An 18,208-nucleotide genomic window follows, 5' to 3' on the forward strand; every position below is an offset into this window, starting at 1 on the left:
CCTCTCCCGCCCTGGCCTGCCACGTCGTATCGTGTACATGGAGTTCACTTGATCTCACGGGGATATCGCATGTTTCGTTTTACTTGGACCGCGCTCGTCTTCGGGGCCGTGCTGAGCGGCTGTGCATCCACATCGACACCACGCCCCACGGATCTCACAACCCCTCGCCCGACACGCGTGGTCACGCATGTCGTTACGCACGACGCCAAACTCATCGGCTCGGCGGTGGGCGGCGTGCGGGTGACCATTCGTGACGTCACGACGGATCGTATACTCGCCGAGGGCCAACATGATGGCGGTACCGGCGACACCAAGCGCATCATGCAGGATCTGCGCAAGCGCGGCGATACGCTCTTCGCCGCGACCGGTGGCGCGCGGTACGAAGCGACCGTCGCGATTGCGGCACCGACGCTGGTGGACATCTCGGCCGAGGGACCGCTTGGCTACCCCGATCAGTTGACGCGAGCCAGCAAGCGGCTGCTGTTGTTTCCAGGGCGTGATGTGGGCGGCGATGGTATCGTGCTTGAGTTGCACGGTTATGTCATTGACCTGATGGGTCCCGACACCACTCAGGCACTTCCGGCGTCGAGTGCGCTCCGTGTACGCGCTCGCGTGCGCATGCTGTGTTCATGCCCCACGCAGCCGGGGGGCATGTGGGAAGTCCGGGATGTCGTGGCGCGGCTGGTGCGCAATGGTGTGGTCGTCCGCGAGGGGGCACTCACGTACGGTGGCGAGTCGAGCATCTATACAGGCGAGCTGGCACCGGTAGAATCCGGTGTGTATCAGCTTGAGGTCCTTGCCGCCAATCCAGGGGCAGCGACCTTCGGGATTGTTCGACGGCGCGTCACGATTGTCCGCTGAGGCGTGCACAAGCACCAGCGCCATGGCCACGGCGCGCCCTGTGATCGGCACATCGACGCGTTCACGGCAGACGCAAACGTGCCACTCAGCGCGCCGCCCCTCCGTTCGCCGCCAGCCGCCGATCAAAAAAGTCGAGCATGCGTTCAAAGGCGTAGCGGGTCTGGTACCGCGGCCCGAGGTCCCAGCCGTGCGGCGCGTCGGGCAGGGTCAAGAGCTCCACGTCGCGGCCAAGTTGCATGAGATACTGCAGCAGCCACACGGAGTCGCGGTACAGCACCACCACATCGCGCATGCCGTGCACCAGCATGAGCGCGTCCTTGAGACCGGCGGCCTTGGTGGACGACGAGGCGCGAGCAAACTCGGACGGCCGCTGCTGCGGGGTGTCCATGACGCGCTGTTCGCCGGTGAGCGCGTGGAACACATTGGTGGCGGGCGCCGCGGCAATGCCGGCGCGGAACACCCCGGGCTTTGTGAAGAGCGACATGCTGGTAAGCAGCCCGCCGTAGCTGCTCCCCCAGATGCCTACGCGCTTCTCGTCGGCGATGCCCTGCGCAATAAGCCACTCTACACCGCTGTGGATGTCTTCTACATCAATGCCGCCGTAGTCCAGCCGTATGCGGCGGCGGAACGCCGTGCCATGGCCGGAGCTGCCGGCCACGTCGAGCGCGAACACCACGTACCCTTTCTCCAGCAGCACCCGGTCGAAGCCCCAGAGCGGGTGCGAGTTGCGACCGCCCCACTGGTTGCGCACCGTGTTGCTGTAAATCGACCCCACCACCACCGGCCAGCGCCGGCCAGGGGTGTAGTTGGGGGGGAGCAACAGCCGACCATGCACCGTGGCGCCGTCTTTGCGGCTGGTGAACGTCACATACTTGGGCGCCGGCCACTGGTAGGCGGCAAACTCGGGGCGCGGTGACAGGGTCACGCGCTGTTCGCTCGCCGTACCAGGGTTCTTAGCGGCAAGGTCGGTGACAAACAGATCTGGCGGTACCGTGTCGCTGGAAAAGAGCACCGCGGCCAGCTGACCGTTGGGCGAAACCACGGGCGTGTGCGTGCCGGGGCGCACAGACACGCGCACCGGTGCTCCGCCGCGCAGCGGCACGCGGTACACATGCCGCTCCTCCGCGCGCCCTTCGTTGGCCACGACCATCAGGCCGCGCGGCGTGACGGTAAAGCCGAACACCGCCCACCCCCCGCTGGTGATGGCGCGCGGCGCACCGCCCGCCGCGTCTACCTGCCACACATGGTAGTCCTGCGCGCGATCGCTCGTGAAGTACACGCTCTTGCCATCAGGCGACCACGCCGCGCGCCACTCGGCGGACACATTATCGGCCTCCTGCTCGCGCACGAGCAGGCGCGTGGTGCCCGTGGCCACGTTGGCCACGAACAGCCGCCGGTCCTTCACGAACACATCGCTCTTGTCGATGAGCAGTGATTCTCCACGCGGCGAGTAGGCATACGTGAAGACAATGTCGGTGGGCTCGCCGCCCAGATCGAGCCAGCGCGGCGTGCCGCCAGTGTGTGCCACGAGCCCCAGGCGGCGGTGCTCGGAGGGTTCGCCGGGAAGCGCTCGGCGCACCGGCGTGGCGACCACTTCGTCGGGGAGGTAGTCGGGAATGAGCCGCGTGCGGATGGGGGTGCGGTCGGTCTCGACAATAGCGAGCGTTTGGCCGTCGGGTGCCCACGCAAAGTCTTCCACGCCCACGCCGGAGCGGGCGAGGGTGGTGATTCGCTGCGGCGCGCTGAGCGTGTCACCGCGCAATGCGGCCACCCAGAGGTCTCCGTCGCGCACAAAGGCCACGCGCGCGCCCGTGGGGTCAAAGGTAGGGCGCTGCACTGCGCCCGGTGGCGTAACCAGACGCACCGGCGTTTCGCCCGGTGTCACGAACCACAGGCCGCCCTGAAAGGCGTACAGCAGCCGACGCCCGTCGGGGTGCCAGCTGATGCTGCGCACGCCTTCGTCGAGCTCCGCGCCAATGGCGGTGCGTTGCGCATCCCACGACGAGTCAGGTGTGGCAGGAATGGGTGGGCGAGGCAGGCGCGTGACGCGCTCGGGGCGCAGCGATTGCCCCGGTACGACACGCGCCACGAATACATCGAGGAACGGCATGCCTTCGTCGTTCCAAAGAAAGGCGAGTGTGCCCCCGTTGGGCGACCAGGTCATGCCGCGCGGCTCCGTGCCAATGAGCGACGGCAGCGTATAGAAGCGGTTGATGCTGTAGTCGGGCTTAGGTTGCGCGTTGCCGATGTGCGCGGCGGCCACCAGCAGAAGCGCCGCGCCGACGCCGCGATATGCGCCACGGCGCAAAAGCTGCGAGGTCACTTCAGCACCCCCAGGGCGCGCAGTTCATCCTCGAGACCGGTGAGCTCCCAGCGAATGAGCGCAATCGGAATGGGGCCCGCCGCCAGGAAGGCGTCGTGGAACGTTCCCAGATCGAACGCATCGCCCAGCTGGCGCTGACGGTCGGCAAGCAGCTGCTCGAGTTGTGTCTTGCCGATGGTGTAATTCATGCCGTAGGCCGGCCGACGCAGGTAGATGGCGAGGTCGTAGCGCGCGAGGTTCTCCTCCATGAGCGGCACTTCGCGCACGAGATACTTGATCGCATCGTCGAGCGTCCACTCCCCCGTTTGCATGCGCAGCTCGGCGTGCACCCGGGCGGCGCGCTTGAGCTGCGCAATCCAGAACAGCTCGCGCCCCTTGGGGCGGTCGTCGAGCAGGCCGGTGTGGAGGTACATCTCTTCGATGTAAAAGGCCCACCCCTCGGCGCGCGTGCCATCGCTGAAGCCGCGGCGAATGGGGCGTGGCTGCCGCCGCTGCAGCGCGCCGTCAAAGCGGTGGCCGGGAATGGACGCGTGCACATGATTGTTGAGCGGGTCGCGATACGTGAGCTCTTCCCAGAAGTGCCGCGCCCCGCCCCACGCGCTGCGGTCAATGAAAAAGGCGTCTGTGTCGTACTGCGGTGGAATGTCGGTGGGAATGGTGAGCAACCGTTCACGCTGCGTGAACGTGCGAATGTGCGTCTCCGCCTCGCGCGTGCGCCGTTCGTGTTCCTCAACAGTAGTGACCGGCACGATGGCCGGCAGCGCGCGGTACTTGTGCCGGTCGAACGCCAGTAGCGAGCGGGCGCGGGCAATCTCGCGTTCGCCAATGAGGCGTACCTGTTCCACGTTGAGCGGCACGAGGCGCACGTGGCGCAGGTACCAGGCGTAGTCCTCCAGCCCAATGTGCGCGGGCGCCGTCATGCGGGGGCGTTCGGTGGCGAGCCAACCGGCAAAGGCGCGCAGCGCGGTGAGTGAGGAATCGGCGAGCGGCACGAGTGTCGGGTCGTGCTGCACAAGGCGCGCGCGCAGATCCTCGTACCAGCCAATGATTCCTGCTGGCGGCGGGTCGCGACGGGGCTCGCCCTGATTCACGCCGTCGGAGCGGGTGAGATGAAAGTGCGCGATGCCGGCCAGCTCACCGGCCGGTTCGGTGAGGGCGCGGCGCGCGGCCGCGACGGTGCGGGGCACGGCGCGCAGCTGTTGCGTGAGCCGAGTACGCCCGTCGGCAGTAAGTGGCACGCCGGTGTAAGGGGCACGCGCGAGCAAGTCTACCCAGTGCCCCGGATCGCGCGCCCACGGACGCAACACGCGCAGCTCGAAGTCGAAGGCATCGAGCTGTGTGCGCACGAGAATATGATCGATGCGGTCGGCCACGGACCAGGTGGCCGTGTTGAACGCGGCGTGGCGGGCGCGGAGTGCGTTGAGGCCAGTACGCCACCGGCTGAGCGTCTCGGGGGAGTAGACCGGCACGCCGCCCTCAGTTGGCGGCGCGCGCAGGGTGCGCAGCGCCTCGTTCAGCTGGACGAGGCTATCGCGCTGGGCGTCGCTTTGGGCGGCGGCGTTTCCAGGACGCGCCGCGATGCCGGCGACGAGGAGGGCGAGCGCGCACAGGCGGCGGCGTGTGCGGAGCGGGAGGGATGGGCGCATCCCCCAAGTTGGCGCGCGACGCCACAGGCGGCGAGGGTGGGCAGGCCGTGGGAGCGTCCTGCTGTGTCGCCTCTCTACGATTTCGGGACGTTCGCGCGGTACACCACCAAATTGACGGCTGGCGTACCGGCCCGCGCGAGTGTGATGACGCCGAGCGAGTCGAGTGGGCCTAACCGGTCAGAGAGCGCCACCGAGGCCGGTCTCCAGCCGCGCTTCCAGGGCTGCGCGTGCTCCACGACGATCGCCGGATAGCCGGCAGGCGGCTCGCGGAACGGCAGATGATGGGGATCATCGCAGGCACAGACGATCCGCGTGGTGGCGCCGAGCGCAACGCCAAGTTTGCCCGCCTGAATCCAACTGCGCGCCGTCACGCCCCCAGTGACGTCGATGTCACGCGCCGCGAGCGAGTCGCGGAGTGCGCGCCAGTCGAAGGCGTCGAGCGCGGGATCGGCGGGCGCGCGCAGGGCCACCACTTGGCCACCCAGCCAGCCGGTTGCCACCTGCGACGTGAGCATGGCGACCAGTACGACCCACGCGCCGGCCACCGCCGGAATCCATCGGCGCGGCCATGGCGCGCCCCGCGCCAGCGCCTGGTCGAGCGCGCGGCCCAACAGCGGGGCCACGAACAGCCATCCCGGCGCCTGCCAGTGCGGTAAGCCGCGCGCCCCACCCAGCGTGGATGCCGTAAACAGGCCAATCGGCAGCACCGCGAGGCAGGCAAAGAACCACCCACGTTCATCTGTTTGGCGCCGAACCAATGCGCGCCCCAGGGCGATGGCCAAGGGAATCGCGATCCACGGCAGCAACCACGCTGCCTGGCCACCCACGTTCTCCAGGAACGGCGCAAGCGACCAGTCGGCCGTGGTCGTCGCCCGCGCGCCCTGAAACCGGAACGATACCCAGTCGTGCTGCGCATTCCACCACAGCACCGGCGCCGTGCAGCTGATCGCTATGGCCGCTGCAAGCCACGGGCCCGGGGTGCGCAGCTGCCGCCGACCTGACGCGGTGGTCAGCAAAAAGAGCAGCAGCCCCGCGCCGTACAGCGCACCATGATATTTGCTGAGCAGCGCCCCACCAAGCAGCAGGCCCGCCAGCATCCACCGGCGCGTAGACACCTGCACCGGCCTATCCACCGCCGTGGAAGCCCCGAACAGCATCGGGGCGAGCACGAGCACCGCCAACGACGCACAGAGCACCAGCGGGCCGTCGGGCAAAACCCAGGTGCCCGTCGTGAGGCCCAGCACCCCGGTACACGCCAGCGCCAACGCCCCGAGCGTCCCCGCGCGCGCGCCAAAAGCGTGGTGACCGAGCCGGCCTACGGCCCACAGCGTCACGCTGAACGCAAGCACGAACGGCAGTCGTACCAGCACGGCCTTCGTGTCGCCGGTGAGCCACGTCATGGCACCGGCCATCCAGAAATGCAGCGGCGGATGATCGAAGTAGCTCCAGGAGAGCGGGCGAGCTACGGTCACCGCATACGACTCGTCGACGCCCAGTCCCGTGGTGCCTGCCACCAGCAGGCGAATAGCGGTCGATGCCGCAATCACCATCCACAACCGGGTCACCCACCAGGCGTCGGTGCGTGCAGAGGGCGCGGCGTTCACGCCGGCACCGGCTGTGCCTTCGGGAGTCGACGGCGACGACGGGCCTGCACCGACGTGAATACCGCCGCATACAGGCAGCAGGCAATCCATCGAAACGCGGCGGTGCGCGGCGCATCCACGGTGGCGGCGGCTGCCCCCAGGATCACCCCATCCCACCGTACCACGGGGTTGAGCAGCAGAAGCTCCGGCGCGTCCGATCCTGTTCCGATCACGGTTGCACGCAGGTAGCCATCGTCTGGCCGTGCGACGGCACGCGCGATGGTCACGCCGAGGGAGTCGGTGACATGTGCCGTTCGTGTTGCGCCATCCTGTCCGGTGAACTCGATGTGCGCAATCGGTCCGCGCGCGCGCACTTCGAGCGTATCGCCGAACAGTTGCTGCGACACGAAGCTGAGCTGCGCCTGTCCACCGACGCCATGTACACCGATGGTGCGACCGGAACGGATCGCGGAACGTACCGCATGGGTTTCGCGCGAGTGCGTGTACACGAGCGTCCAGTTCACACCGGTCTCACCGGCGCCGTGAATATCGTGCGAGTCGTCGCTCGCCATCACCCACACTGCGCGCCCCGACGAGAGGGCAGCGTCCCATTCCGTCGTGGCCGGCGACACGAAGTGGTTGAGCACTTCGAGTGCGTCGTAGCCCGAGAGCTGGCGCAGGTCGGCGACGGAATGTCCTTCGCGTATCGCCGGATGGGCGAGTACCACGACGGCCCCGGTGAGCTCGAGCCGGTTGATGATGTCCTGCTTGTGGTGCACGGTTTGGCCGAGCGGATAGTCGCGCCACACCACGGCATCACCGCCAATCGCGAGGCGATGTGACTTCTGCAGGTTCCAGCCCTGCTCGTACACCGGGAACGTGCCGGTTTGCTCGGCAGCTGACATCGAGTGGTAGTTGGAGAGCCCCACGATGTCGTAACGCATCTGGGCGTAGGCGGCGGCTACCTGTTCCGCGCTCTGGCCGCCGTGGGTGGCACCGCCCCACGCGACGGAGTGCGCGTGGAGGCTCGCCTTTTGCCAACGACCGGTGGCGTTGAGATCGCCGTAGGGGTTGTACCAGCGCCCGCCGGCGAATGGTCGCGACTCAGCGAACTGATACAGTGGGGCAGTGGCATACAACAGCGAGACGAGGAAGAGCAGCGCCAGCAGCCCCGTCACCGCGTGGGCCGCAGACAACCAGCAACAGCTGACAAACATGGATGTCATCGCACGCACAGCGCGCATCGGACTCCAGCTCTTGGGTTACCACATCATCACCGATCGTGATGTGGTGGCCAAGCGCCCGTGCACAGCTGTGACAGACTGTGACCGGATCGTCGTGCACACACCGCCGCTATTGCGGCGGGCCGGCCGTGACGCTCTTGAGCTCCATGGTGAGCGTGGCGATGCTCACCTTGGCCCGCACTCTGAGCGGAATATGACGTGCATCGTTCGAGAACCAGACCTCGGCCTCTCCGCCTTCACTGAAGAGACCTTTCGTGCGGATGATGGGCTTCACCACGACCGCGTCGAACTCACCGGCCGGCAGCATGATGCGCTCCGTGCGCAGGACGCGTACCGTGACCGGGTTGCCGTCGCGCTTGTAGTAACGTGCCGCTGTGTACTCGTCGCCAACCTTGAGCGGCAATGTGCGAATGAAATAAATGAATGACACGTCGTCGAGCGGAATCGCCGACGCCAGCGTGCCACTGTCCGCGGGATTCTCCAGACTCACGAAACGCATTTCACCGGGAAAGAACTCGTAGGTGCGTTCCTTCTTGTATCCCGTCTGATCGAGCTTCTGCTCGAACCGGTGGGAGAACAGCTTGCGCGCGTCGAGCCACGAGCGCTGCGCGTCGTTGATCTTGAACACGGTAATGCCGCCCTTCGTGCGAAACGACAGACGGTAGGTTGGGTTCCCGCGCAGCGTATCGAGCGCATCGACACTCAGCGACGCCGTACCGTGGCCCCGCACCAGGAACCATTCGGCCTGCAGCCGGAACTCCAACGACTCGCCGACCTTGAACGGCACCGGGGCGAACGCGGTTCGCGCCGAGGGTGCGCTTCCGGCGTTGCCGGCGTCCTGCGCCGCGCCGGAGTGGGGCAGCAGCATGGAGGGCGCACTCCACAACAGCGCGCGGATGAGAAAACAGAGCCGAAGTCGTTGCACGATGCACGATACCCAGCGCGCGTGAATCTGGCCGCTCCGGCATTTCTTCGGTTCACCCCATTCTCATACTTCCGGCTCACCGAGCCGTTACAAGGCGTAACGGTCGGACTCACGAGTCCGAACTTCAGCAATAAGATAAAAAGCCGATAGAAACCATCGAGAACGTGGCTCCGGCGCCGACCGGCCCACGCCCTACCCGTCCGCTCCGGCGGCGTCGATGTTGACGCGGCGAGTCGAGGGGTACTCGCCCACTGTCCAATGCACCGCATGTTGCAATTTGTCGTCCGCCGCCCGATCAGCACCCAACTGTGGCTCGCGGTCGCGGCCGCGCTGCTGGCGGGGATCAGTGCCGCTGCCGTGGCCCTCCAGGCGCTGCGCTCGACTGCTACCGATGCCGCGGCACTCGACCAATCCGTGGTTACCCCGCTCGCCGACGTGGGCCAGCTCCAGAACGAAGTGCAGAAGGTCCGCGTCGCGTACCGGGATCTGGTGTTCGACGACACCCAACGCGCGGATGCCCTGACCCGCATGCGGGCCTCGCTCGCCGAAATCGATTCGCTTGCCCCGAAGCTCGTTGCCTCGGCACGAGCCCCGGAGGTGAAGGTGCTGGCGGACTCCTTTGTCACGCGATTCCGAGCGATCCAGCCGCAGCTTGACGCGCTTGTTGCCGCCGCCAGCTCCGATGATTCCCTCGCCCAGGCGCTGATGCGTGGGACACTCCGTCGCGACATGACGGGCGTTGAGACGATCCTTGGCGCGCTGGCCGTGGCGGAGGTCAAGGAAGCCCGGCGCTACTCCGCCCGGGCCATGGCGAGAAGCCGCTCGAGCCTGTTTCTCGTGAGCAGCGTGCTCATTGCGGGGCTCCTGCTGGCGTCCGTCCTCGCTGCCGCCATCGTGCGCCGCACCACGACCGCCCTCGTGCAGGTCCGTGAACGACTGCAGGCTCTCGAATCGGAGAGCATGGTCACTCTGCAGCACGCCACCGAGAACCTGGCGCGCGGCCGGCTTGATGCGCTCAACACCACAGAATCGTTGCCGCTCGCGATTGACGGCGCGGATGAACTGGCGGACGTGGCAACAGCCCTCAACGGCACCCTGGCGCGCTCCGAAGCCGCGATGGCCTCCTACGCCGCGGCTGTCCGTTCACTGCAGCGCATGCTGGGGGAAACCCAGCGCGTGGTAAGCGCCACCCAGCGCGGTGAGGCCAATGTACACGCCAACAGTGACGGGTTCGATGGCGCGTTCCGCGACCTCCTCGACTCCTTCAACGATGCGCAGGATGCCGCGCGACGCCCCGTGCAGGCTGCCTTGACCGTGCTCGAACAGGTCGCCGCACGCAACCTCGCCGTTCGTGTGACCGGGGAGTTTGTCGGCGAGCACGCCCGGCTCACGAGTGCGGTCAACACGGCTGTCGCCAATGTGGCCAACGCGCTGCATGAAGTGGAGACAGCCGCGGAGCAGATTGCGGCGGCGGCCCAGCAGGTGAACTCGGGAAGCCAGAACATGGCTGATGGTGCGTCCACGCAGGCGGCGTCGGTCGAGGAGATCACTGCCGCCGTACAAGAACAGGCGTCAGTCACCTCGCGCACCGCGGGACGGCTTGACGAAGCTCGCCAGCTTTCACGTCAGGCCCGTGACCGGCTCCGCACCGGTACGGACAGCATGCATGAGCTGTCTGCAGCAATGACGCGGCTGAACGGGTCGGCCCAGCGGACGGCCCAGATCGTGCGCACTATCGACGAGATCGCGTTCCAGACAAATCTGCTGGCCCTCAATGCAGCCGTCGAAGCCGCGCGGGCCGGGGATGCAGGAAAAGGGTTCGCCGTCGTCGCCGATGAGGTCCGTCAGCTCGCCATCCGTGCCGCCGCGTCAGCGCGCGAAACGTCGGCGCTGATCGACGACACGGTTGCGTCCACGCATGAGAGTCTGGGCATCACCGAACAGGTGCGGGCACAGCTCGGCACCGCGGACACCGATGTGGAACGCGTTACGGCTCTGGTCGAGCAGGTCACGGTTGACTGCGGTGCGCAGCGGGATCAGATCCAGGAGGTCTCGCGCGCCGTCGAGCAGGTCAGTGCGCAGACCCAGCGCGCGGCGGCCAATGCCGAGGAATCGGCGAGCGCTGCCGAAGAGCTGAGCGCACAGGCATCCACCATGAAGGAGCTCGTGAACCGCTTCGAGATTACCGATGCTCGTGGTACGCCTCAAGTCCTCGCCCGGCGAGGCCCGGCCATCATTGCACGATTGGCCACCGCCGCTACGGCCGTATCCCCGTCACCACTGGCAGCACGATCCTAGAGGCCTGCCCCTTGCTGCGATAAATGCGCTGCGTGGCGGCGCGGAAGTCGCTGGGTTTCGCTTCGAAAATATTCGGTACGAACGTTTGCGGGTTGCGATCAATGAGCGGAAACCACGTGCTCTGCACCTGGATCATGACCCGATGCCCTTTCTTGAAGGTGTACGCCTGGGTGTGCAGGTCGATGGTGATGGCTTCCGGCACGTTGGGCGTGAGCGGCACCGGCTTCTGTGGATCCTTCCGATAGCGTGCCCGAAACACATCGTTGGCGACCATGAACTGATAACCATTCATCCGCAGCTCTTTCATGCCGGTATCGGGGTACACATCAATGAGCTTCACCACGTAATCGGCATCGGTGCCACTCGTGGCGGCGTGCAGCGTCACGGTGAGATCACCCGCGATGGTGAGATCGTCGGTGAGGGTGGGGAGCTCCCAGCTCAACACATCGGGACGGTTGTGCACGAAGCGCTGGTCTTCGGTGAGCCACGTTCTCCAGGTGGAGCCCGGTCCGTAGGTCATCTGCACCGGACGCTGACGGTACGGCACCGGCTTGGCCGGGTCGGACACGTACGCGTCGTAGGCGGGGGCCGTCGTGGTGGGTGGCTCCCACCCCAGCGCGCCCCCTTCGCGCATGTACAGACTGCGTGGTGACACGGCCGTTTTGGGCGGCCACGTGTCGTAGCGCTTCCACACGTTGCTGCCGGCCTCGAAGACCAGCGCTTCCGGGAGCGTCCACCCAGCCACGTCGCGCTGCTCGGGGTGCAGATGGCGCGCGAAAAACGGCGCCATGATGGAATCGCGGAAGAAGCGCGCCGTGGGTTGCCCAAACTGGATGGGGCCCAGGGATGCGCCTTCGCCGCCCATCCAGCCGCCATGATTCCACGGCCCCACCACAAGGAAGTTCTTGTTCTCGCGATCGTGTTTCTCGAGTTCGCGGTAGATGGTGACCGGACCGTAGAAGTCTTCCTGGTCCCACCATCCTGCCACATGCAGGGCGGGCACGGTGACCTTGTTGAGATACCCAGCCATCGCCTGACGCTGCCAGAACGCATCGAAGTTGGGATGCTGCGCGAAGTCATTCCACGTAGGAATGGTCCCCTTGAGGAACTTCTCGTTTACCGTTTTGAGCGAGCCGAGTTTGAGGTACCACTCGTAGGTGTCGAATGCGTCCATATTGAACTGCTTCACGTCCTTGCCGCTTTCCATCATGGTGGCGTATTCGAATCCGTAGCTCAGACGGAACGCCCCGTTGTGATGGAAGTCGTCGCCCTTCCACATGTCGGCCGGTGAGGCCTGCGGCGAGCCGGCTTTCAGGGCCGGGTGCGGATCGAGCATCGCCATGGCCGTTGTCCAGCCGTCGTATGACACGCCCGTCATGCCCACGCGGCCGTTGTTGTTGGGCACGTTCTTGAGCAGCCACTCGATGGTGTCGTACGCGTCGGTGCTTTCGTCAATGGCCTTTGCATCTGCGCGGTTGGCGCGCGGGGGCCGTTGCATGACGAACTGTCCCTCCGACTTGAACTTGCCGCGAATGTCCTGGAAGACGAACACGTAGCCGTTGCGGGCAATGTCGCGCGCCATGAAGCCCCAGCGGGCTGCCACACTCGCCGCCGTGTTGCCATCCACGCCATACGGCGTGCGCACGAACATGATGGGCAGGGGTCCCGCTGCATTGGTGGGGGCGAGGATGCGCGTGTATAGTTTGGCCCCGTCGCGCATGGGGATCATTGACTCGGTGAGCGAGTAGCTCGCCGCGGCGGGCGCGGCTGTGGCCGGCTGGGCGGAGACGGCGCGCCCCCACAGCAGCAGCACCGGAAGGATTCGAGAGAGTCGCATGCGATAGCTTGCAGCAGGGTCGGCCGATGCGCTACCTGCGGCCATCCCGGGGTGGTTGTGGTCACCCGCTCTCCACACCCAAATCCCTTCATCTGATCGGTGGTTCCGCTGACCGGCCGTTCCGCACTGCTATAGATGCCATTATAATAGATAGCGTGATACGCTCCTTCGCTGACCTGGCCACCGAGGACCTGTTCAATGGGGTCGATAGCCGCCGCGCCCGGCACGCGTGCCCCGTCACGCTCTGGTCCGTGGTGGCACGCAAGCTGACTCAGCTCAATCGGGTGCGCGACCAACGGGAACTGGCGGTGCCGCCTGCCAATCGTTTGGAAGCGCTGAAGGGCAGTCGACGCGGGCAGCACAGCATCCGCATAAACGATCAGTACCGGATCTGCTTCCGGTGGGAGGAGGGCTATGCCGACGATGTCGAAGTCACGGACTACCACTAAGCCCGCGAAGGGCTCCCCGCTGGTGCAGCGCCGCCTGCCCACCCATCGGCCACCGACGCATCCGGGTGAGATGCTGCTGGAGGAGTTCCTCAAGCCGCTGGGCATCTCGCAGTCCGCGTTCGCGATCCAGCTGGGGGTTTCTTTTCCGCGGCTGAACGAGGTGATCAACGCCAAGCGGAGCGTCACGCCGGATACCGCGCTGCGCCTCGCCCAGGTGACGGGCATGAGTGCCGACTTCTGGCTCGGCCTGCAACAGGATTGGGATCTGTGGCACGCGCTCCGATCGAAGGAGGCCGCTGCGATCGCGCGCCTGAAGCCGTTGCCCCGCGCCGGATGATCGGGCGCTGCAAGGTGAAGCTAATCCGTTGATTATTGGTGCGGAGAGCGCGTCCGCGCGACATCTTTCTCCACAGCTTCGCGCAACAGCCACACTCGTCACGAACTCCTGGAGCGATCATGGGCAAGTACACACTCAACGTGAACGGCACATCCCGGAGCGTCGAAGTCGAACCCGACACGCCACTGTTGTGGGTGTTGCGCGATTCGCTGGAGCTCACCGGCACCAAGTTTGGCTGCGGGATTGCCCAATGCGGCGCCTGTACGGTGCACGTGAACGGCGTGCCCACGCGCTCCTGTCGTACGGCCGTTTCCACCGTGGGCGCGGCGGCGGTGACCACCATCGAAGGCATTGACACCCCGCAGGCGCGCGCGCTGCAGGATGCCTGGTGCGAACTGGACGTGCCGCAGTGTGGCTACTGTCAGGGCGGACAGATTCTGGCCGCGGCCGCCTTGCTCAAGGCCAAGCCGCACCCCATCGACGCTGACATCGACTCGGCCATGGCGCGCAACGTGTGCCGCTGCGCGTCGTACACGCGCATTCGGGCCGGCATCAAGCGCGCCGCCGAGTTGGCTGCGACCACCACTCCAGCCAACGGGAAGCGCGAATGAGCCACCAACAGATCGATCGGCGCCAGTTCATCAAGATCAGTGGACTGGTGGGCGGTGGGTTGCTGGTCGCGAGTGCGCTGGAGACGGCCGAGGCGATGGCCTCGAGCACGGCGGCACTCGCACCCGCTGCAGACTTTGCCCCGAATGTGTTTGTGAGTATCGCGCCAAGCGGCACCGTCACGCTCATTGCCCCCAACTCGGAGATGGGGCAAGGGATCAAGACGTCGTTGCCTATGATCATCGCCGAAGAGCTCGATGTGGCCTGGGAGCAGGTGACCGTGGTGCAGGGTGACCTGAACCCGGCGTATGGTCGTCAGTTCAGCGTGGGGAGCGGAAGTACGGTGGCGAACTACATGGCCATGCGACGCGCCGGTGCCGCCGCACGGGCCGTGCTCGTGGAGGCCGCGGCCCAGGAGTGGGGCGTAAGCGCGAACGAATGCGCGACGGCCAACGGCATGGTGATACACGCCGCGTCAAACCGACAGGCATCGTACGGCGCCCTCGCCACCAAGGCCGCGCAGCTGCAGCCCCCGGTCAACCTGACCCTCAAAGATCCGAGCACCTTCAAATTGCTCGGCACCCGCATTGCGGGCGTGGACAACAGGCAGATCGTGAAGGGTGCGCCGCTCTTTGGTATTGATGTGAAGCTGCCCGGCATGCTCTACGCCACGTATACCAAGTGTCCGGTGTTTGGTGGTGAGGCAGTGAGTGCGAACCTCGATGAGGTAAAGGCCAAGCCCGGGGTACGCGATGCGTTTGTGCTGAGTGGCATTGCGGGGCTGCCCTCGGGGGTGGCGGTGGTGGCGGACTCCACGTGGAATGCGTTCAGCGCCACGAAGGCGCTCAAGGTGCAGTGGAACGAAGGGGCGCAGGTTTCGCAGAGCAGCGCAGATATGGCCGCACAAGCCGTGACGCTGGCCAAGGCCAACGGGGCGGCATCGCTCCCGCAAGGCGCGAAGGCGGTGGAGGCGGTGTATCACTATCCGTTTCTCGCCCACGCCACGCTCGAACCGCAGAACTGCACCGCGTGGTTCAAGGACGGCGTGATGGAGATGTGGACGCCCACGCAAATTCCGGCCACGGGACAGGGGCTGGTGTCGAAGGGGCTGGGAATTGCCGCAAAGGATGTGAAGGTGCACATCACGCGGCTGGGCGGTGGCTTTGGTCGACGCGGCAGCAACGAGTTTTCCCTCGAAGCAGCGGCAATCGCTAAGCGCCTGGCGGGCACGCCCATCAAACTCACCTGGACGCGCGAACAGGATTTTGCGCACGACAACTATCGCTCCAACGGCTGGCACTTCTTCTCGGCGGGGCTCGATAGCGCGGGTAAAGTGGTCGCGCTCAACGACGAGTTTGTCAAAATGCAGGGCGGGCCGGGTGACATGACGGCCACCGGCTTCCCGTTCAATGCCATTCCGGGATCGACGGTGCGGTCGAGCAAGTTGCGTGGGGGCATCCCCACGGGGTATTGGCGGGCGCCCGGTGATAACGGCAACACGTGGGCCACGCAGTGCTTCATGGACGAACTGGCGCACGCGGCCGGCAAGGAACCGCTTGCCTTTACGCTGGACATGCTGGCCACCGTGCCGGCATCGCCGCGCTTTGACGCTGGCAAGATGACGGCGGTGTTGAAGCTCGCCACCGAGAAAGCGAACTGGGGGCATAAGCGTCCGCGCGGTGAGGGGCAGGGCTTCGCCATCTGCTTCGCGAACGGTGCGTACGTAGCCATTGTGGCCGATGTGGCGGTGAGCAAAGCGGGCGAGCTCACCATCAAGAAGCTCACCGCCGCCGTGGATGCCGGCACGATTGTGAACGTGAGTGGCGCCGAGGCGCAGGTGCAGGGCTCGATGCTGGATGGCATCAGCGCGGCGTGGTTTCAGAAGGTCACCATTGAGCGTGGCGCGGCGGCGCAGACGAACTTCAACAAGTACCCGATGCTGCGCATGCAGCATGCACCGCCAGTCGTGGATGTGCACTTCATCAAGTCATCGGCACCGCCAACCGGGCTTGGTGAACCGGCACTGCCGCCGGCGGCGCCGGCGGTGTGCAACGCGATTTTTGCTGCGACGGGGAAGCGCATTCGCACGCTGCCCATAGCCGACGAGGCGCTCAAATGGGCATAGCCGCTGCCGTAGCCGTTATGTCGATGGTCGTGGCAGCGCCTTTGGTGGCGCAATCACAGCCGGCCGACAGCACGATCCAGCGCTGGCTCACCGAGCGGGTGACCAACGGCTACGCCACAGGGATCGTGGTTGGTGTGCGAGACGGGGGCCGCGACCGAGTCGTGGCCGTTGGCGGGGCGCAGCGCGACGGCCGCCCGGTGGGCGCGACGTCGTTTTTCGAGATTGGCTCCATCACCAAGGTCTTCACGAATATCCTTCTGGCCGACATGGTGCTGAAGGGAGAGGTGGCACTCGAAGACCCCGTGCAGAAGTACCTCCCGGCCGGCGTGACCATGCCCAGCCGCAATGGCAAGGTGATCACCCTGCTTGACCTCGCGACCGCGAGCTCAGGGCTTCCCTCGCTCGGCAGCAACATGACGCCGAAGGATATCCGGAATCCGTACGCTGACTACAGCGTGCAGCAGATGTATGAGTTTCTCTCAGCTCACACACTCCGGCGCGACCCTGGCGAGCGATACGAGTACTCGAATATTGGTATGGGACTGCTCGGGCACGTGCTGGCACTGCGCGCGGGCAAGTCGTATGAGATGCTGCTGCGCGAGCGTGTGCTGGAGCCGCTCGGTATGCGCGAGACGTTCATTGTCATGCCGTCTGACAAAGCGGCGCGCTTTGCGGTCCCGCACGATGCCGACCTCGAGGAGGTGCTCCCGTGGGACATCCCAACGCTCGCGGGCGCGGGCGCCCTCCGGTCCACCACGCGCGACATGCTCCGGTTCGCCGATGCGGTAACGCATCGCGACCGCGGACCGTTAGGCAAGGCCATCGCCTTCTCCATCGAACCACGGCGCCCCACGACGAACCCCAACATGCGTATTGCCCTGGGGTGGCACGTGCGCGAAGCCAACGGGCGCTCCATCGTGTGGCACAACGGCGGGACCGGAGGTTTCCGAACCTTCTTCGGTTTCGACCCCGCGACGGGCGCGCATTCCATGGTGTGGTCCAACACCTCCAACGGCGTGGACGATCTTGGTTTGCACCTGATTGATTCGACCGTCGCCCGCATGCGCACGCTGCCGCGGCTCAACGTGGCCGTACCGGCGGAGACATTGCGTGCATATGTTGGGTCGTATGTGCTCGCGCCCGGTGCGGTGATTGCTGTGAGTGAGGCACAGGGCAAGCTGTTCGTCCAGATCACCGGTCAGCCGCGCTTCAGGCTGTGGCCGGAATCGGCGACCAACTTCTCTCTGCGTGCCGTGCCGGCGAAGGTGCGCTTTGGCGCGGACTCTACTGGCGCAATGACCCTCACGCTGGACCAGGGCGGGCGGGAGCAGCGGGCGAGGAGGCAGTAAATGACGGGAAAGGCATTGGCGCTGGCCGTCATCCTCGTAGTCGGCTGCGGTGGCGAGCCTGCCGCCGCGAGTGGTACCGATGCACCAGCCTTCGATCTCGAAGCCGCGCGTTCCACTATTGCACAACAGAACAAGCAGTTCACCGACGCGCACGTTGCGGGCGACGTTGCTGCCATTGATGCGATGTTCCTGCCCAATGCGCGGTCGTACCCGCCCGGCGCACCGGCGGCGATCGGCATTGCCGCGATCCACACATTGACCGTGGACTATCTCAAGTCCGGTATCACTGAGTTTCGCGAAGAGACGACGGCCTTGTATGGAAACGCCGAGCAGATCGTGGACGAAGGCACGTACGTGCTGACCTACGGAGCGGGCATTACGGAGCGCGGTAAGTACATCAATGTGTGGAAGCAGGTGAACGGGAGCTGGCGTATTCAGGCGAACATCTGGAACAGTGACCCGCTGCCGACGACATCGAAGTAGCGTGCATTCCGCGTAACAACACCATACCAGGGAGATATCAGATGGCTCAGGACAACAAGAAGTTCGGTCTCGGAATGGTACTCGGATTGGCTGTTGGTATGCTGCTCTACCGGTTGCTCTTCAGCTAGCCAACACGGGC

Annotated in this window: 14 protein-coding genes; 8 read left to right on the forward strand and 6 right to left on the reverse strand. The window is 65.7% G+C overall.

The genetic code is table 11. The annotated features are described in order from the left end of the window. Nucleotides 1–69: 69 nt before the first annotated feature. Nucleotides 70–861: a hypothetical protein gene (locus GEMMAAP_RS00360; RefSeq protein WP_145978922.1), complete on the forward strand. Its 792-nt coding sequence runs from the start codon at nt 70–72 to the stop codon at nt 859–861. 85 nt (nt 862–946) lie between these two features. On the opposite strand, the gene GEMMAAP_RS00365 is transcribed toward GEMMAAP_RS00360, so the two are convergent. From GEMMAAP_RS00365 to GEMMAAP_RS00385, 5 genes are all read right to left on the reverse strand, one after another. Further along, nucleotides 947–3,184 (reverse strand): prolyl oligopeptidase family serine peptidase, encoded by a 2,238-nt coding sequence (locus GEMMAAP_RS00365; RefSeq protein WP_026848984.1) that lies wholly within the window; start codon nt 3,182–3,184, stop codon nt 947–949. Beyond that, complete coding sequence (locus tag GEMMAAP_RS00370) at nt 3,181–4,830, reverse strand: DUF885 family protein (protein WP_026848985.1); 1,650 nt, start codon at nt 4,828–4,830, stop codon at nt 3,181–3,183. The genes GEMMAAP_RS00365 and GEMMAAP_RS00370 overlap by 4 nt, the downstream gene beginning before the upstream one ends. Nucleotides 4,831–4,904: 74 nt before the next feature. Then, nucleotides 4,905–6,434 carry a glycosyltransferase family 39 protein gene (locus GEMMAAP_RS00375; RefSeq protein ID WP_053333866.1) on the reverse strand — a complete coding sequence of 510 codons (1,530 nt, stop codon included), beginning with the start codon at nt 6,432–6,434 and terminating at the stop codon, nt 4,905–4,907. Next, nucleotides 6,431–7,657 (reverse strand): CehA/McbA family metallohydrolase domain-containing protein, encoded by a 1,227-nt coding sequence (locus GEMMAAP_RS00380; protein WP_145978923.1) that lies wholly within the window; start codon nt 7,655–7,657, stop codon nt 6,431–6,433. Before GEMMAAP_RS00380 ends, GEMMAAP_RS00375 begins: the two co-directional genes overlap by 4 nt. A gap of 109 nt (nt 7,658–7,766) precedes the next feature. Continuing rightward, nucleotides 7,767–8,582 carry a DUF3108 domain-containing protein gene (locus GEMMAAP_RS00385; protein WP_145978924.1) on the reverse strand — a complete coding sequence of 272 codons (816 nt, stop codon included), beginning with the start codon at nt 8,580–8,582 and terminating at the stop codon, nt 7,767–7,769. Between the two features lie 267 nt (nt 8,583–8,849). Between GEMMAAP_RS00385 and GEMMAAP_RS00390 the strand changes: the two genes are divergently transcribed. After that, entirely contained in the window at nt 8,850–10,880 is a 2,031-nt protein-coding gene (locus tag GEMMAAP_RS00390) for a methyl-accepting chemotaxis protein (RefSeq protein ID WP_158514667.1), read from the forward strand. Here GEMMAAP_RS00390 and GEMMAAP_RS00395 read toward each other — a convergent pair. Beyond that, nucleotides 10,840–12,717: a CocE/NonD family hydrolase gene (locus GEMMAAP_RS00395; protein ID WP_043580073.1), complete on the reverse strand. Its 1,878-nt coding sequence runs from the start codon at nt 12,715–12,717 to the stop codon at nt 10,840–10,842. The two genes, GEMMAAP_RS00390 and GEMMAAP_RS00395, sit on opposite strands and share 41 nt — an antisense overlap. Before the next feature lie 155 nt (nt 12,718–12,872). On the opposite strand from GEMMAAP_RS00395, the gene GEMMAAP_RS00400 reads away from it, so the two are divergent. The 6 genes from GEMMAAP_RS00400 to GEMMAAP_RS00425 all read left to right on the forward strand — a co-directional run bounded on the left by GEMMAAP_RS00400 (nt 12,873) and on the right by GEMMAAP_RS00425 (nt 18,069). After that, nucleotides 12,873–13,166, forward strand: coding sequence for a type II toxin-antitoxin system RelE/ParE family toxin (locus GEMMAAP_RS00400; protein WP_026848989.1), 294 nt, complete (start codon nt 12,873–12,875; stop codon nt 13,164–13,166). Then, nucleotides 13,132–13,503: a HigA family addiction module antitoxin gene (locus tag GEMMAAP_RS00405; protein WP_026848990.1), complete on the forward strand. Its 372-nt coding sequence runs from the start codon at nt 13,132–13,134 to the stop codon at nt 13,501–13,503. Before GEMMAAP_RS00400 ends, GEMMAAP_RS00405 begins: the two co-directional genes overlap by 35 nt. A gap of 119 nt (nt 13,504–13,622) precedes the next feature. Further along, on the forward strand, nt 13,623–14,114 hold the full coding sequence (locus tag GEMMAAP_RS00410; RefSeq protein WP_026848991.1) for a (2Fe-2S)-binding protein: 492 nt from the start codon (nt 13,623–13,625) through the stop codon (nt 14,112–14,114). Further along, nucleotides 14,111–16,237, forward strand: a complete 2,127-nt coding sequence (locus GEMMAAP_RS00415) for a xanthine dehydrogenase family protein molybdopterin-binding subunit (protein ID WP_026848992.1) — start codon at nt 14,111–14,113, stop codon at nt 16,235–16,237. Before GEMMAAP_RS00410 ends, GEMMAAP_RS00415 begins: the two co-directional genes overlap by 4 nt. A 17-nt stretch (nt 16,238–16,254) precedes the next feature. Continuing rightward, nucleotides 16,255–17,586 carry a serine hydrolase gene (locus tag GEMMAAP_RS00420; protein WP_158514668.1) on the forward strand — a complete coding sequence of 444 codons (1,332 nt, stop codon included), beginning with the start codon at nt 16,255–16,257 and terminating at the stop codon, nt 17,584–17,586. After that, nucleotides 17,587–18,069, forward strand: a complete 483-nt coding sequence (locus GEMMAAP_RS00425; RefSeq protein ID WP_075071364.1) for a nuclear transport factor 2 family protein — start codon at nt 17,587–17,589, stop codon at nt 18,067–18,069. The last annotated feature ends 139 nt before the right edge of the window (nt 18,070–18,208 follow it).

It is taken from the genome of Gemmatimonas phototrophica (assembly GCF_000695095.2).
In the GTDB taxonomy this organism is placed as follows: Bacteria; Gemmatimonadota; Gemmatimonadetes; order Gemmatimonadales; family Gemmatimonadaceae; genus Gemmatimonas; species Gemmatimonas phototrophica.